This is a genomic window from Flavobacterium rhamnosiphilum, assembly GCF_004349195.1.
Taxonomy (GTDB): domain Bacteria; phylum Bacteroidota; class Bacteroidia; order Flavobacteriales; family Flavobacteriaceae; genus Flavobacterium; species Flavobacterium rhamnosiphilum.
This window is the reverse complement of the sequence record NZ_SMLG01000002.1, coordinates 205,159-221,320: the sequence shown is the minus strand read 5'-3', so window position 1 is coordinate 221,320 and position 16,162 is coordinate 205,159. Positions and strand designations below refer to the sequence as shown.

Sequence of the window (16,162 nt, the reverse complement as noted above, 5' to 3'; positions counted from 1 at the left end):
AAATAGTTTTGATTGAAAGCCTTAAATGTAAGTTTAAGGCTTTTTTTATCTTAAAAATGTATAAAATTCTGATAATTGATGCTAAAACGGAATTTAAAGAATACTTTTGCACCACTTAAAAAAAGACCTTTAAAATGGACGATTATTATTCGGAAATGTTGAACTAATGTAGCACTTGAACTGTTTTCAAGAGGCTATAAATAAACCTATAGAATTTTGAAATGAGAGCTTTTTACAAAAACAATAACGGATTAATTGCCATTACTGAATGGATTCCAAACTGCTGGATAAATATTGAATGTCCTACCGAAGCAGAAAAAAAATATTTACTCGAAGACTTACAGATTCCCGAAGCATTTTATAATGACATTGAAGATATTGACGAAAGGCCAAGGATAGAAATTGAAAATGGTTGGACTTTGATAATTATGCGAATTCCGGTTAAAAGTAACGATGTGAAATTACCTTTTCATACAATTCCTGTCGGGGTTGTTTTTAAAGGAGATGTTTGCATCACCATCAGTTTTCATAAAACGGAAATGCTTACTGATTTTGTAACCTACACCAAACGCAAAAATATCAACATTAAAGACAACTTCGATTTAGTGCTGAAACTATTGCTTTCCTCCAGTGTTTGGTTTTTGAAATATTTAAAACAAGTCAATCAAAAAATAAAATTAGCTGAGGACAATTTAGAAAAGTCAATTAAGAATGAAGAATTACAAGCGTTGCTTCAAATAGAAAAATGTTTGGTATTCTTTATGACATCCTTGAAAGGGAATGATATTTTGTTGCATCGAATCAAGAATATAAAATCCCAAAAAGAACACTTTGACCTGGATTTGCTGGAAGATGTTGAAATTGAATTGCGTCAGGCACAAGAAACTACTAATATTTACAGCGACATCTTAACGGGAACTATGGATGCCTATGCCTCTGTGATTTCTAATAATATGAATACGATTATGAAACAGATGACTTCGATTTCGATAATTCTGATGATTCCAACATTGATTGCCAGTTTGTATGGAATGAACGTGCCTAATGATTTAGAAGATAATCGCTATGGAATATGGATTGTCATTTCCGTATCTGTTTTGTTATCTGCTTTTGGTGTGTTTCTGTTCAAAAGAAAAAGATGGTTTTGATAAAAACGGTTTTAAGTTGAATTTTAATCCTCCATTTAATGTTAAAGAGGAGTGTGTATTTTATCAATACACATAGAATATTCATCTTTTTTATGGCTAAAGTCCTAGTAACTTGATGACTGTGTAAAATATTTTTTACATAATTTAGGATAGGCCAAATTTATAAACTACATTTATTTCTCAAAGAAATTACTATCTAAATGAGAAAAAAAATACTGTTTTTATTCGTACTTTGTTTTGGTATCACTCATGCGCAAAATGACTACCTGAACTATCAAAATCTTACTAAAAACCTAAAAGAGCTTGACGTTAAAAGTAAATATTGCACTGTCAAATCAATTGGTAAAAGCAGTGGAGGCAAAGAAATATGGTTGTTGACAATTTCTGAATCAACTACTCCAAAACCAGCCTTGCTTATCACAGCCGGGCTTGACGGAAAATATCGCGCAGGTACGCAGATTACCTTAAAAATGATTGAGAACTTATTAAACAGCGATAAATTATCAAAGATTTTAGAGGAAAAAACAATTTATTTTGTTCCATCTGTAAATCCAGATGCCATAGACGCCGCTTTTGCTACTATAAAAATGGAAAAGAGTGGTAACGACACAAAAACGGATGATGACAGAGATGGTAAAATTGGAGAAGACCCTTTTGAAGATTTGAATAAAGATGGTTTAATTACGCAACTACGGATTGAAGATATAACAGGAAGTTTCATTGAAAGCCCAGAGGATTCCCGTGTTTTAATAAAAGCGGATCCAATGAAAAATCAGGTTGGCAAGTATGTTTTGATTTCAGAGGGAATTGATAACGATAAAGATGGCATGTTTAATGAAGATTTTTCAGAAGGAGTCAATATAGATAAGAATTTTACTTTTGATTATCCTGTTTTTGAAAAAGGTGCAGGAGTCTATGTGGCTTCTGAACCAGAAACCAGAGCACTTCTTGATTTTTTATATTTGAATCAGAATATATATGGTGTACTAACTTTTGGGATGCACAATAATTTATCTGAAACTCCTAAGTATGACAGTAAGTTAGCCAGTTCCCGAATTATTAAGGGATGGTTAGAAAAAGATATCAAAGCGGTCGAGCGGGTTTCTAAATTATATACGCAAAAAGCAGCAATCAAAGACGGACCCAAAATGCCAATGACCAAAGGGAATTTTGCGCAAACTGCTTATTTCCATGCAGGCAGATTCAGTTTTTCTACACCGGGATGGTGGGTTCCTAAAGTTGAAGCTAAAAAAGATTCGCTTGATTCTAAATTAGAGAAGCCAAAAGATAAAGATAAAGAGGCAGTGAATTCAGAAGTCTCTTTTTTAAAATGGGCTGATAGCCAAAATATAAAAAGTGCTTTTATCAACTGGTCAGTCATCAAGCATCCTGATTTTCCAAATCAAAAAGTAGAAGTAGGAGGTTTTGCTCCTTATACTTTAAATAATCCACCCGTAAATTTCTTGGAAGAAACAGCTACTAAGCATGTGCTTTTTGTTGAAGAACTTTTGGCAGCCATGCCAAAAATTGAAACAAATGTTCCCGAAGTAGAAAAGGTAAGGGAGAACTTATATCGTATCACTATAAAAGTAGCCAACAAAGGATTGCTGCCTACCTATACTGAAATAGGGGACAAAATCCGATTTGTTTCTAAAATGAAAACAGAGATTGTACTCCAAAAAAATCAATCAATGGTTTCTGGCAGGAAATATTTTATTCGTAACAGTATGCAAGCTGATGAATCAGAAGAATATTCATGGCTGATTTCAGGTACAGGAAAAGTGACTATTACTACTGGTTGTGCCACTGCAGGGTTCAAAGAAGTAATTGTTGATTTGAAATAATACTTTAACTTCAAAAAAATAAAAAAGGATGTTAAATTCTTACAGATAAAAAATTAATGAAATGAAAAAATACATACTACTCAGCTTGCTCAGTTTTGTTTTTTGGGTTACCAATGCTCAAAAAAGTGATATTGCTCCACAAGATTTAAATGGCATCCGAGCTATTGGTTCGCCTGCTAATCCCAAAGTAAAAATGGCTTGGGACAGTTACCATGATTATGCGCAGGTTACTCAGCTAGGAAGGGATTTGGTGAAAGCATATCCTAATTTGGTTAAAATGGAATCCGTTGGTAAATCGTATGAAGGAAGAGATATTTGGGTTTTAACCATATCCGATTTTAATTCAGGTGAAGTTGAAAATAAACCAGGTTTTTACATAGATGGAGGTATTCATGCGAATGAAATGCAAGGTGTTGAGGTTGCCATGTACACGGCATGGTATTTAGCAGAGAGTTTTCAAACTATTAAATTCATCAACACTTTATTAAAAGAAAAGGTGTTTTATATTGTAATGACTATCAGTCCTGATGGACGGGAAAATTTTATTTATAAATCGAATAACTCAAATACCTCTCGTTCAGGAATGCGCCCTTTTGATAATGATGGTGATGGTCTTGTGAATGAAGATAAGCTGGATGATTTGGATAATGACGGGCATATTGTAATGATGCGCAGAAAATCAAAAACAGGACGTTGGAAAGTAGATACTAAATATCCTACCCGAATGTATCAGGTGAAAGGAGATGAAATAGGAGAATATGAAATGTTGGGTTATGAAGGTGTAGATAACGATAAAGACGGTTTAGTAAATGAGGATTTGATTGGAACTTATGATCCAAACCGAGATTGGGGATGGAATTGGCAACCTAATTATGTTCAAAATGGCGCATTGTTTTATCCAGGTACACTTCCTGAAACCCGTGCCATAAAAGCCTTTATTGTAAATCATCCCAATATAGCCGGAGCTCAAAGTTATCATAATTTTGGCGGAATGTTTCTAAGAGGCCCAGGTGCTGCAGAAGATGATGCTTTATTTTCATCTCAAGATATTGAAGTGTACGATAATATTGGAAAGTTAGGAGAAAAAATGATTCCTGGTTATAATTATTTTGTAATTCACAAAGACTTATATACCGTTTATGGGGGAGAAATCGATTTTTTGTCCTTGACTCGTGGGATATTTACTTTTAGTAATGAGTTGATGACTTCTTATAAATTATTTAACCAAAAGAGCACTGCTGGACGATGGGATAATGATGAATTTAATGAGTTTGATAAATATCTGTTGTTTGGTGATGGCTATTTAGAATGGAAGACGTTTAATCATCCGCAGTTTGGCGATATCGAAATAGGAGGGCCCAAAAAGAATTATATTCGGAATCATCCCGGGTTTATGATTCAGGAAGATGCTCATAGAAACATGGCGTTTTCATTGTATCATGCTTATCAGACTCCAAAATTAGAAATTATAGGTATTGAAACTGAAAAACTTTCAGGGGATTTAGTCGCGGTGACTGCTACAGTTATGAATACCAGGATTATTCCAACCCATTCTCTACATGATGTGAAAAATAAAATAGAGCGTCCTAATTATATCAGTTTAACAGGTAGTGCTGTGGTAGCAGGTATGACAGTTCAAAATGAAGATTTAAATTTATTTACAGAACAAAAATTCACTCCTGAAACAATCGCAGTACCTAATATTGAAGGTATGGGTAATGTAAAAGTAAGATGGATTGTTAAAGGAAACCCTTCTGGAGCTACAGTTAAAGTTTCCAGTGCCAAAGGAGGAACAGTCTCTGATAAAATAAAATAGATCAATTAGTAATGATGTAAAAGGAGATTATTGAAAGTTAATTTTAATAATCTCCTTTCTCTTTTCTTTCTTTCTTTTGAAGAGTCGATATTGACTGGGAATTATAAAAAATAACGTCATTAATAATCTCCTTTCTCTTTAAATCTTGATAATGTCATTTGATAAATATTCATTTTATAAATTTATTAAAATTAAATCAGTTTCTATTTTGAAATCTAAAAATAATAAATAACTTTGTAGTTCAAAGTACTTTATTTATGAGTCAGAAAATTAAAGAAGATTTATCGCATATTCGTTCCATGATGGAGCGCTCTTCAAGATTTATTTCGTTAAGCGGCCTTTCAGGAGTATTTGCAGGAGCATTTGCATTAGCTGGGGCTATGTATGCCTATCAGTTGTTTAAAAATAATGGCATTGAATATTTTGATGGTAAGCAAAAGATGTATAGTTATGATTTAATAATCGAATTAGCATTCATTGCTTCGGCAATTTTGATCTTAGCATTGGGATCGGGTATATTTTTTACTTTGAGAAAAAGTAAAAAGTTTGATTTGCCGGTTTGGACTAATACTACTAAAAAAATGTTACTGAATCTAGCGATTCCTTTATTGGTTGGAGGCGTGTTTTGTGTTGCACTTTTATACCATCAGTTATTTGCTCTGATTGCTCCTGTTACTTTATTGTTTTATGGCTTAGCACTTATTAATGCCGGGAAATATACTTTTTCGGATATTAGGTATTTGGGTATATGTGAAATTATTTTAGGGTGTATTTCCCTTTTTTATCTTGGTTTCGGACTTGTTTTTTGGGCAATAGGATTTGGAATTTTGCACATCCTGTACGGAATAATTGTGTTCAAAAAATACAAATAGAAATGGGAATCATTGATACATTAAATAAAGATTTCGAAAGTCGGGTCAGATTAGGCATTATGTCTGTTTTGATGGTAAACGACTGGATTGATTTTACCGAAATGAAATCTTTATTGAATATTACTGATGGTAATTTAGCGAGTCATTCTTCAGCATTGGAAAAATCTGGATATATAGAAGTTAAAAAAGAGTTTGTTGGTAAAAAGCCGAAAACTTCGTATCGAGTTACCAATATGGGTAGAGGTGCTTTTGTTTCCCACTTGAATAGCCTTGAAAAATTAATCAAATCTAAATAACACCTTTTTTTAACTTTATACTTTGAAATACAAAGTACTTTTAAATTTTTTATTATGAAAAAACACCAATTAATTTTAGCCTGTAGCCTGATTTTTACTTTGCTTTTTTATAAGCAAGATGTAGGAATAAATCTGGCAATTTTCGGTTTAGTATTGACCGGAATGATTTGCTATTTCTTTCAGGAACGATTTGCCAGTCGTTTGCATTTAGTATTAGTAACCACTTCTGTTTTGTCGTGTTTTGCTTTTGCTTGGTATGGCGATTTTGTATCTTTTTTGGCTTTATCAATGTCTATTCTTTTTTTACAATATAAAACTCATGAAGTAAAACTTAAAATGCTACAGATTTTTCCAATTGTATTTATCAACGGATTTGCTTCATTGGGCCGCATTTTTATGTTTAGTCAATGGCTTCCAAAACGAGAAATCAAAAATGATTTTGCTAAAAAACTGATAGCTTACGTTGTTATTCCAGCTATATTTATAACCTTGTTTTTTATGGTATACGCTTTTGGTAGCGACCATTTTTCAGCTCTATTTACGGATTATACGTTGGATTTGGATATTTTTGAAGTCTTTCTGATTGCTTTGTTAGGCTTCTATATTTCGTTTAGTTTTTGGAATTATTGGGTTCCTGATATTTGTTACGATTATAACTCAATGTTAGATAATGATTTTAGCAATGCAATTAAAAACCAAAATCAAAAGACATTTTCATTCCTTGATTTGGATTTCGAAAGAAAGAGCGGTGAAATTACCTTAGTACTTTTGAATGCTATGCTTTTGGTTTTTATAGTTACCTATAATTACGAGCAGTTTTTTGAAATAATCGAAACGTCTAAATTAAGTTCAGCCACTCACGAACGAGTAAATGCTGTAATTTTTTCTATTGTTATGGCGGTAGGTGTAATCTTGTTTTATTTTAAAGGAGGATTTAATTTTGATGAAAAAGCAAATAGCTTGAAACGGTTAGCTAAAATTTGGATTCTTCTAAATGGAGTTTTAATCATTAGTACCGTTATTAAAAACTCAGAATATGTTTCCTATTTTGGTTTAACCTATAAAAGATTGGGCGTATATGCTTTCTTAATTTTAGCGATTATTGGATTGGTTTTTGCCTTTTTGAAAATTATAAATCAAAAAACCAACGCTTTTCTTTTCAATCAAATGGTTTGGTATTTTTACGGAACGATTCTTTTATGCAGTTTTGTGAATTGGGGAAATATAATCACGCAGTACAATATTTCTGTAAATAAGGGGGTAGAGCCTATATTTTTATCTGGATTAAATTTTAATGATGAAGCACTTCGGGATTATTTCAAACTTAATAATCTTGATGGAGGTAATAGTGAATCTTATGAAGAAGACTTAATTGATGAAAGACAAAATGAGCCTTTTCTGTCAAAAGCTTTGTACTATGAATTTGTAAAGACTAAGAATTAATAGAAGTCAAAAATCCTGTTCTATTGATGAATGGGATTTTTTATTTCAACATTTAAAGCTTCTCAATCGGTTTGAATTTTCTTATATTGTGAATCTTTTTAATCAACATCTTTTACATGTCGTTATTTCAAAATTCAGTTTGAGTGAGTAAGAAATAGAAATAGTTGAGAAAAGTTAAAATGCAAGCATTATGATAAAAGCAATAATAGGTTTTTTTAAAAATCTGTGGGAAAAAGAAATTGATTATGAATTTGAAATTGAATTTTCAATTTATGATGTTATCGCTGGAGTTGGATTATTAGTTTTACTACTTTGGTGCTTTTTGAAGTAAATGGACAATCTTTAATGTTAAGAACTCTTATTGTTTGTGAATAAGTCCTTTGTGGATTATCAATAATTAATTACAAACTTTGCCAAATAGAAACTAATAATTATGGCTGGAATAGCAACCAATGTTAAAGACCAAATTCAGAAACTTACCGATAGAGGAATGGAGTTGGATTGGGGAATGGAAAAAGCAGAAGAAATTTTGCTTGATGTTGGTTACTATCGTTTGGGTTTTTATTGGAATCCTTTTGAGATTGACGATAATCATAATTTTGAAAAAGGGACAAAATTTTCAAACGTAGTTCAATTGTATTATTTAGATGTTGATTTAAAAAACATCTTAAATAAAGCATTAAATAGAATCGAAATTAATTTAAGAACTCAATTGATTTATATTGTTTCTAATGAATATCCGCAATTCCCAACTTGGTTTGCCAACAAAAAAGTAATGAACAGCAAATTTGTTGACGAATTTCCAAAATATTATAATGAGAAGTTTAAAGATAAAAATAAACCAATAAAGAAACACCATGTTAACTATCCAAATGATATTTACGCCCCAGCTTGGAAAACATTAGAATTTTTAACTTTTGGCAGTGTTTACAGTATTTTTTATTCGATAAAAGATGAAAAATTAAAAAGTAAAGTAGCTAAATATTATGGTTTTAATTCAGTAAAGACGTTTCTGAATTTTTTTCAAACTATAATCTTTATTCGTAATATTTGTGCACATAGTGGTTTATTGTACGATTCTAACACACCTAAAGAGATAAGTACAACACCATTTTTTAAATTTAATAACAATAACAAACACTCGTTAGATTCTGCAATTAAAGTGATTTTATATTTTCTTGAAAAAATTTCAACTGATAGAAAAAGTATTATTGAAAAGGAGATTGAAGCTTTGTTTAACAGCTATGAAAACAATGAAGTGCTGATAAAAATTATCGCTAAAAAAATTGGTTACGTAAAAAAAATAGACTGAATCATTTTGTATTATTACACAAATTGTGTAATTTTGTCCCTCAGTGCCCAGCTATTCATTACGCTTTAGTGCCTGCACTTAAAAATAGTAACTATAACCCAGACTTGCTCTGGGTTTTTTTATATCTAATAATCCCCTCTTTTCTTAAACCTGGGATCGTTTCTTTTGATGAATTCGGTTCTTCTTTTTGGCGCTTCCGTTTTGGGTAAACTGGCTTCTTCGGTTTTACTCGAAGGCTCGATGAGCTCGTTTAATTCTTTGATTTCGGCATCTGTCAAATCGCGGTAACGCCCTACGGGAATATCCAGCGAAATATTGATAATTCGGTTTTCGATTTAAATTATACTAAATCTAGAAAGAAAACAATTTAGCATAAGAAAAAACGTGTTATATTGTGCGTTAAAAAGTCAAGTAAATTTTAAAATAAACAGATATGAAACACATTTTTTATGCAAAACTCCTATTGATGATAGGCTTGATCTCTAACAGCTTATTTTCACAGGAAATTCATTGTAAATTACGAGGAAATGTAATTGGAGAAAATTCTAAATTCTTGATATTAGTCAATGAAAGAGAAAATCCTAGTCATAATGGGGTAAAAATTCCAATTATAGGGGGACATTTTGAGTATGAATTGAAAACATCTTTTGCTGAAAAATATAGCTTGATTTTTGAAAATGAATTGGATGCGTATAGACCTATAAGTTTCTTTACGGAAAATGGTATTGTTGAATTTTTATTACATCCATCTCAAGAATTTGATAAAAACATAATAAAGGGAGGGATGTTAACCAACAAAATGATTGCGTTTGAAAAAGAGCAAAAAAATATTTTTAATTCTAAAGCGAAGCCTTTTAAGAGGGAACTTGATACGTTATGGAACTCAAACGGTTATTTTAGCGAAGCGGTTAATGCTCTTTATGAAAAAGGTAAAGGTCTTGAAAACGGAGAGGAGCTTAATAGACTATATAAGATGCGAGATGAATTATTGGAAACGGATAAAGGGTATACTCCTAAAACATGGCTCTTAAAGAATAAGATGGATTCTATTCAAAAAATAGTATTTGATTGGCAAAACAAATACATCAAAACAAATCAAGATATTTTTTCGTATTCACTTTTGCAAAATACGGTACAGCAGTATAAACAAGTCAAAAAAAATATTGATTTAGATTTTATATCAAATCTATTTTCGATCTATTCAAAAAAGTATCCTTTACATCCTTATACCAAACAAATAAGAGAAATGCTCAATGGCATAAAAACAATAAAAGTAGGAAGTCAATTTATAGATTTTTCGGCACCTACTATAGAAGGAAAAGTAGTTAAGGTTTCGGAAATTGTAGCTGGTAAAGTGGCAGTAATTGACATGTGGGCTTCTTGGTGTGGGTCATGCAGGGTAACCAGTAAAAGTTATATTCCTGTATATGAAAAATATAAAGACAAAGGATTTGTCATTGTTGGCGTCGCTGGAGAATATAAAAACACCAATGCGTTCAAAATTGCTATTGAAAAAGATAAATACCCTTGGCTAAGCCTTATTGAGTTGGACAATGAAAATGGGATTTGGAACAAATATAATATTTCAAATTCAGGGGGTTCTACCTATCTTGTTGATTCCAAAGGTGTAATCTTAGCTATCAATCCAAATGCAGAACAGTTGGAAAAGTTTCTTGGAGAATTATTATGATAGAACGGTAAGCGCATAAAAGGAATAGTCAAAAAATAGTATTAGTACCCGATGAAAAAGCGCTTCGTTCGAATGTTTTTATCGGGTGCTGGTATTAAATCATTAATAATCCCCTCTCTTCTTAAATCTGGGATCATCTCTTTTGATGAATTCCGTTCTTCTTTTAGCGGGTTCCGCTTTGGGCAAACTGGCTTCTTCGGTTTTGCTCGAAGGCTCGATGAGCTCGTTTAATTCTGTGATTTCGGCATCGGTTAAATCGCGGTAACGGCCTACGGGAACATCCAGCGAAATATTGATAATTCGGATGCGTTTTAGCGCCGTTACATCATACCCTAAATATTCTGTCATTCGACGAATTTGACGGTTTAAACCTTGTGTCAAGATGATTTTGAAAGTAAATTTACTAATTTGTTCCACCTTACATTTTCGGGTAACGGTGTCTAAAATTGGAACTCCATTGCCCATTCTTTCGATGAATCGATCGGTGATGGGTTTATTAACGGTTACCGTATATTCTTTTTCGTGATTGTTTCGTGCGCGTAATATTTTATTGACGATGTCACCGTCATTGGTCATAAAAATCAATCCTTCACTGGCTTTGTCCAATCTTCCGATAGGAAAAATACGTTTGGGATAATTGATGTAATCTACAATGTTATTGCGAACATCAAGATTTGTGGTACATTCGATTCCTACGGGTTTGTAGAAAGCAAGATAAACAGGTTTCTCATTTTTTTCACGGATTAATTTACCGTCAATACGCACTTCGTCATTTGGGGAAACTTTTGTTCCTAATTCCGGAACGACTCCATTGATGGTCACACGACCTTCTTCAATGATTTTATCAGCTTCGCGGCGGGAGCAATACCCAGTTTCTCCTATGAATTTATTGAGGCGTTTTAAATTTTCTTCCATACTGCAAAAGTAGTCATTTTGTTTGTTAGATTTTTAGACTTCTTAGATTTTTGGATTGTTAGAAAGTTTAGTTTCGATGGATTGTTTTAAGTCTTCTTAGATTTAATACACAAGTTCTTATCATCTAAGAAGTCTAAAAATCTAAGAAGTCTATTTTTGTTCTTCAAATAAAAAGCGGGACACTTTTTCATACAATTCGGCGTCATGCATGCTGTGTCCCAAACCCTTAGTTTCGATAAAAACTGCATTTTCCCATGCTCCGGCAATTTTCTTTCCCTCTTCGAATAAAACTACCGTGTCGTCAATATCGTGGGCGATTAGTCCTTTGATGTTCAGTTTAGAGGCGAATAATTTTCCTGAAAATTGTTCCAGATTGAGTTTGAAATGATTTAAATAATGATCTTCTAAAGATTTTGAAATTTTAGCATTCAAGCTCAATAATGTAATATAATTATTGAGTATGATGTTGAAATCACTTGGTGCTCCAAGAATCACCATTTTTTTTAGCAAATCATTTTGATATATGGATTGATAATACAAACAGGTTTTGCCGCCGATGGAATGCCCTATCAGGTATTGAGGCTTGAATTTTTGGACAGCGAGATGAATAAATTCGGCATATTTAGGAATGCTAAATTCCTTGCCGCTGGATAATCCATGAGCCGGACCGTCAATAGCAATAATGGTGCTTCCTGATTTTTTTAAATACGGTAGTAAGTTTTCCCAGCGAGAAGCGTTACTTTCCCAGCCATGAACCAATAGGATTACAGTGTCATTTCCTTTCCAAGTATAAGTGTGAAAGGAATGTTTCCCATGTTGGAATGTCTCAGATTGTGCTTCTTGTAATATTGCCGGAAGACTAGTTTTTGATAATTTACCTTCTCGAGGTTCACTAAAAAAGGCATACGCAAGTTGCGAAGCTTTTTTGGGAAATACAAAACTCAAAAGGTTAATGTATGCCCCAATAGATTTAGTGAATATAAAAAATAATATTTTTTTCATAAAAAAAAAGTCCCGATGTGTATCGGGACTTAAATGTAATTAGAATTTAGAAAACAACTGTTCCATTTTCTCTTTTTCTTCGTCAGCCAATACGCTGTCTACTAATATTCTTCCTGAATGTTCATCAGTAATGATTTTCTTTCTAGAAGCAATTTCTACTTGTGTCTGTGGTGGAATAGTAAAGAATGATCCTGCAGACGCACCTCTTTCAATAGAAACAACAGCTAAACCATTACGAACGCTAGTTCTAATTCTAGTGTAGGCCTTCAATAATCTTTCTTCGATTAAAGCTTGGTATTCAGCTGATTTTTCAGACAAGAATGCTTCTTCTTTAGCAGTTTCTGCCATGATAGCATCTAACTCTGATTTTTTGTGCTTCAAGTGATTAGATTTTGCTTCTAATCTTTCTTTTGAATTTGAAATTACTTCTTTCTTGTGTTCGATAGAAGCTTTCATTTCTTTAATTTGTTTTTCAGACAATTGAATTTCTAATTCTTGAAATTCAACCTCTTTAGTCAACGAATTAAATTCTCTGTTGTTACGAACAGTTTCTTGTTGCTTCGTATATTTTTTGATAGCCTCTTTGTGCTCATCAATTGCATTCTTTTTTACCTTGATAAGATCTTCGATAACTTCAAGTTCACTTTTCAATTTTTCTGAACGTGTGCTTAAACCAGCCACTTCATCTTCTAAATCTTCCACTTCTAAAGGAAGTTCTCCTCTTACGTTTCTGATTTCGTCAATTCTAGAGTCAATAAGTTGTAAATCGTAAATTGCTCTTAACTTGTCCTCAACACTTAATTCTTTCGTATTCGCCATATTCTATAAGTACTTAACTGGATTTGAATTTTCTTCTGATAAAATAACTGCAAAATTAAGGATTTTTTTCCGAAGATACTCAACAATATAATTTTTTGTATAGCGTTCGCTTTCAAAATGTCCAATATCGGCTAATAGCAGTTGATTTTCGGCTTCATAAAACTGATGATATTTTAAATCAGCAGTCAAATAAGCATCTGCTCCGGCTTGAATGGCATTTTTTATTGCAAAACTTCCTGCTCCACCAAGAACCGCGACTTTTTTTATTTCCTTCCCCGTGAAGTTGGAATGTCGAATTCCGCCGCATTCCATTTTTTCTTTTGCAAAAAGCAAAAATTCTTTTTCTTTCATGGGATTTTTCAATTCGCCAATCATTCCCAAGCCAATATTTTGATGCTTGTTTTGTAAATCATAAATCTCATATGCGACTTCTTCATAGGCGTGGCTTTTAAATAACGCTTTTAGAATTTTGTTTTCTAAATGCTTTTCGAAAGTGACTTCGATTTTTATTTCGTCTCCTTGTACAAACTCAAATCGTTCTCCGACTTGTGGATTGCTGTTCTCATTTCCCATATAGGTTCCAATTCCTTTCGAATTAAAACTGCAATTTTCATAATTCCCGATCGTTCCGGCTCCGGCATCGAATAGTGCATTTCGTACTTCTTCCGCATTTTCAGGAATAGTATAGGTCACTAATTTACGAATGAAATTTTCCTTCGGAATCAGGATTTTAGTATTTACCAATCCTAATGCATCGCTGAATATTTTATTCACGCCTTCTTGATGATTGTCCAAGGCGGTGTGAACGGCATAAATAGCAATGTCATTTTTTATGGCTTTAATGACGGAACGTTCCACGTAGTTTTTCCCCGTAATTTTTTTCAACCCTGAAAATAAGATGGGATGAAAACAAACCACCAGATTACAATTTTTTGCAATCGCTTCGTCAATTATATTTTCTAAAGCATCATGGCAAACCAAAATTCCTGTTGCTTCGGATTCTTGATTTCCAACCAATAATCCCACATTGTCAAAATCTTCAGCATAGGCGAGTGGCGCCATTTCTTCAAGTACGGAAATTATTTCTTTGATTTTCATAACATCAGATTTTTGATTGTTTAATTCAGGATTTTCGAATGAACAAATTAACGAATAAACAAATCAACTTTAAAATAAAATATTCTACTTTCGTATAATGAATTTACTGCGAAAAATACTGTTCCCGTTTGCCATTTTGTATGGTCTGATAACGAGTATTCGGAATTTTCTTTTCGACAAAGGGATTTTAAAATCCTATTCTTTTGATTTACCTATTATTGCTGTTGGAAATCTTAGCGTTGGTGGAACCGGGAAAACACCTCAAATCGAATATTTGATTCGGTTGCTTTCGGATAAATATAAAATCGCCACATTAAGTAGAGGTTATAAAAGACAATCTAAAGGTTTTATTTTGGCGGAAGCCAGCTCAAATGCTGCCCTTCTTGGAGACGAGCCTTTTCAGTTTTATAAAAAATTCGCAGCTATCCAAGTTGCCGTTGATGCCGACAGGAAAAATGGAATTGAACAATTGCTTGCTCAACAAGAAAAACCAGAAGTGATTTTGCTTGATGACGCTTTTCAACATCGAAAAGTAAAAGCGGGATTTTATATTCTACTCACTTCTTATGGTGATTTGTATTCGGATGATTTTATGTTGCCAACCGGAAATTTACGAGAAAGCCGAAGCGGAGCAGCAAGAGCCAATGTGATTATTGTTACGAAATGTCCTTTTAATCTTTCGCCTGACGAACAAAATAATATTAAAAACAGGTTAAAAGTTTCTGAAAATCAGGAATTGTACTTTACTTTTATAGCATACGAAGAATTTATTTATGCAGAGAATCGAAAGATAAATGTAAATGAAATTCAATCGGCTTCTAAATTACTGGTGGCAGGAATTGCAAAACCGGAACCGTTTTTTGCCTATTTACAAGACACCAATGATGTCTGTTTGTCTTTTCCGGACCATCATAATTTTACCGATAAAGACATTTTGGAAATTAAAAATTTAGCTCAAAATAACATTATTATCACTACCGAAAAGGATTATGTACGATTAAAAGGAAGTTTACCAAGCGAACAACTTTTCTATTTGCCAATACAAAGTTCTTTCGTTTCGGGAAGTGAAAATTTTGATAAAATAATTATAGATTATGTGGGAAAAAGTACAAGAAACAGTAAGTCAGATTAAAGGAAAAATCAATTTCACACCAGAATACGGGGTGATTTTAGGTTCAGGACTAGGGAGTTTTACGGATGAAATGAAAGTAGAATATACGTTGCCGTACAATGAAATTCTAAATTTTCCTGTTTCGACCGTTCAAGGTCATAAAGGCGCATTAGTTTTTGGAACAATAGGAGATAAGAAAGTAGTTGCCATGCAGGGACGATTTCATTTCTATGAAGGCTATTCGATGACAGAAGTTACTTTCCCGGTGCGAGTGATGAAATTTTTAGGCGTTGAGAAATTAATAGTTTCAAATGCTTCAGGCGGTGTAAATCCAAGTTATAAAGTAGGATCTATCGTTATGATTACAGATCATATCAATATGACGCCGGAACATCCTTTGCGTGGAAAAAATGACGAACGTTTTGGACCTCGTTTTGTAAATATGAGTGAACCGTATTCGAGAAAAATGATTGCGAAAGCCACTGAATTGGCTCAAGAATTAAACATTGCCGTTCATGAAGGAATTTATCTTGGTTTGCAAGGCCCAACTTTTGAAACCTTGGCTGAATACAAAATGGTAAAAATCCTTGGTGCAGATTGTGTCGGAATGTCAACCGTTCCCGAAGTTATTGTGGCACGTCATATGGATTTGGAAACATTTGGTATTTCAGTAATTACCGATATGGGAAATGAGGAAAGTATTGGAACTATTTCACATGACGAAGTATTAGAAGCGGCAAAAAATGCAGAACCAAAAGTAAGAAGTCTTATTAAAGAATTGATTTTAAACTACTAG

The 16,162-nt window shown here is 32.9% G+C and carries 15 protein-coding genes and 1 pseudogene; 11 read left to right on the top strand and 5 right to left on the bottom strand.

Annotation, left to right across the window (positions count from 1 at the left end):
• The first annotated feature begins 221 nt into the window (after positions 1 to 221).
• The 8 genes from E0I26_RS04540 to E0I26_RS04510 all read left to right on the top strand — a co-directional run bounded on the left by E0I26_RS04540 (position 222) and on the right by E0I26_RS04510 (position 8,731).
• Positions 222 to 1,148, top strand: coding sequence for a magnesium transporter CorA family protein (locus E0I26_RS04540; protein ID WP_131915312.1), 927 nt, complete (start codon positions 222 to 224; stop codon positions 1,146 to 1,148).
• A 200-nt stretch (positions 1,149 to 1,348) separates the two neighbouring features.
• Complete coding sequence (locus E0I26_RS04535; RefSeq protein WP_131915311.1) at positions 1,349 to 2,992, top strand: M14 family metallopeptidase; 1,644 nt, start codon at positions 1,349 to 1,351, stop codon at positions 2,990 to 2,992.
• Positions 2,993 to 3,053: 61 nt separating this feature from the next.
• On the top strand, positions 3,054 to 4,808 hold the full coding sequence (locus E0I26_RS04530) for a M14 family metallopeptidase (protein ID WP_131915310.1): 1,755 nt from the start codon (positions 3,054 to 3,056) through the stop codon (positions 4,806 to 4,808).
• Positions 4,809 to 5,065: 257 nt separating this feature from the next.
• Complete coding sequence (locus E0I26_RS04525) at positions 5,066 to 5,680, top strand: hypothetical protein (RefSeq protein ID WP_131915309.1); 615 nt, start codon at positions 5,066 to 5,068, stop codon at positions 5,678 to 5,680.
• Between the two features lie 2 nt (positions 5,681 to 5,682).
• Entirely contained in the window at positions 5,683 to 5,976 is a 294-nt protein-coding gene (locus E0I26_RS04520) for a winged helix-turn-helix domain-containing protein (protein WP_131915308.1), read from the top strand.
• A 54-nt stretch (positions 5,977 to 6,030) separates the two neighbouring features.
• Positions 6,031 to 7,419: a DUF4153 domain-containing protein gene (locus E0I26_RS04515; RefSeq protein ID WP_131915307.1), complete on the top strand. Its 1,389-nt coding sequence runs from the start codon at positions 6,031 to 6,033 to the stop codon at positions 7,417 to 7,419.
• Positions 7,420 to 7,609: 190 nt separating this feature from the next.
• Entirely contained in the window at positions 7,610 to 7,750 is a 141-nt protein-coding gene (locus E0I26_RS16455) for a hypothetical protein (protein WP_165929404.1), read from the top strand.
• 102 nt (positions 7,751 to 7,852) lie between these two features.
• The gene (locus E0I26_RS04510) at positions 7,853 to 8,731 is read left to right on the top strand and encodes an Abi family protein (protein WP_131915306.1); all 879 of its coding nucleotides are present in this window, start codon (positions 7,853 to 7,855) and stop codon (positions 8,729 to 8,731) included.
• 125 nt (positions 8,732 to 8,856) lie between these two features.
• Here E0I26_RS04510 and E0I26_RS04505 read toward each other — a convergent pair.
• A pseudogene (locus E0I26_RS04505) lies at positions 8,857 to 9,057 on the bottom strand (23S rRNA pseudouridine synthase F); the annotation flags it as partial.
• A 107-nt stretch (positions 9,058 to 9,164) separates the two neighbouring features.
• Here E0I26_RS04505 and E0I26_RS04500 point away from each other — a divergent pair.
• The gene (locus E0I26_RS04500; protein WP_131915305.1) at positions 9,165 to 10,421 is read left to right on the top strand and encodes a TlpA disulfide reductase family protein; all 1,257 of its coding nucleotides are present in this window, start codon (positions 9,165 to 9,167) and stop codon (positions 10,419 to 10,421) included.
• 102 nt (positions 10,422 to 10,523) lie between these two features.
• Here E0I26_RS04500 and rluF read toward each other — a convergent pair whose 3' ends face one another.
• The 4 genes from rluF to E0I26_RS04480 form a co-directional block, all read right to left on the bottom strand.
• Positions 10,524 to 11,336, bottom strand: a complete 813-nt coding sequence (gene rluF, locus E0I26_RS04495) for a 23S rRNA pseudouridine(2604) synthase RluF (protein ID WP_131915304.1) — start codon at positions 11,334 to 11,336, stop codon at positions 10,524 to 10,526.
• A 150-nt stretch (positions 11,337 to 11,486) separates the two neighbouring features.
• The gene (locus E0I26_RS04490) at positions 11,487 to 12,338 is read right to left on the bottom strand and encodes an alpha/beta fold hydrolase (RefSeq protein WP_131915303.1); all 852 of its coding nucleotides are present in this window, start codon (positions 12,336 to 12,338) and stop codon (positions 11,487 to 11,489) included.
• A 39-nt stretch (positions 12,339 to 12,377) separates the two neighbouring features.
• Entirely contained in the window at positions 12,378 to 13,157 is a 780-nt protein-coding gene (locus E0I26_RS04485) for a zinc ribbon domain-containing protein (protein WP_131915302.1), read from the bottom strand.
• Positions 13,158 to 13,160: 3 nt separating this feature from the next.
• Positions 13,161 to 14,255 carry a Nif3-like dinuclear metal center hexameric protein gene (locus E0I26_RS04480; RefSeq protein ID WP_131915301.1) on the bottom strand — a complete coding sequence of 365 codons (1,095 nt, stop codon included), beginning with the start codon at positions 14,253 to 14,255 and terminating at the stop codon, positions 13,161 to 13,163.
• A 97-nt stretch (positions 14,256 to 14,352) separates the two neighbouring features.
• Here E0I26_RS04480 and lpxK point away from each other — a divergent pair, with 97 nt between their 5' ends.
• Together lpxK and E0I26_RS04470 are read left to right on the top strand one after the other, a co-directional pair.
• Positions 14,353 to 15,387 carry a tetraacyldisaccharide 4'-kinase gene (lpxK, locus tag E0I26_RS04475; protein ID WP_131915300.1) on the top strand — a complete coding sequence of 345 codons (1,035 nt, stop codon included), beginning with the start codon at positions 14,353 to 14,355 and terminating at the stop codon, positions 15,385 to 15,387.
• Complete coding sequence (locus tag E0I26_RS04470; RefSeq protein WP_131915299.1) at positions 15,350 to 16,162, top strand: purine-nucleoside phosphorylase; 813 nt, start codon at positions 15,350 to 15,352, stop codon at positions 16,160 to 16,162. Before lpxK ends, E0I26_RS04470 begins: the two co-directional genes overlap by 38 nt.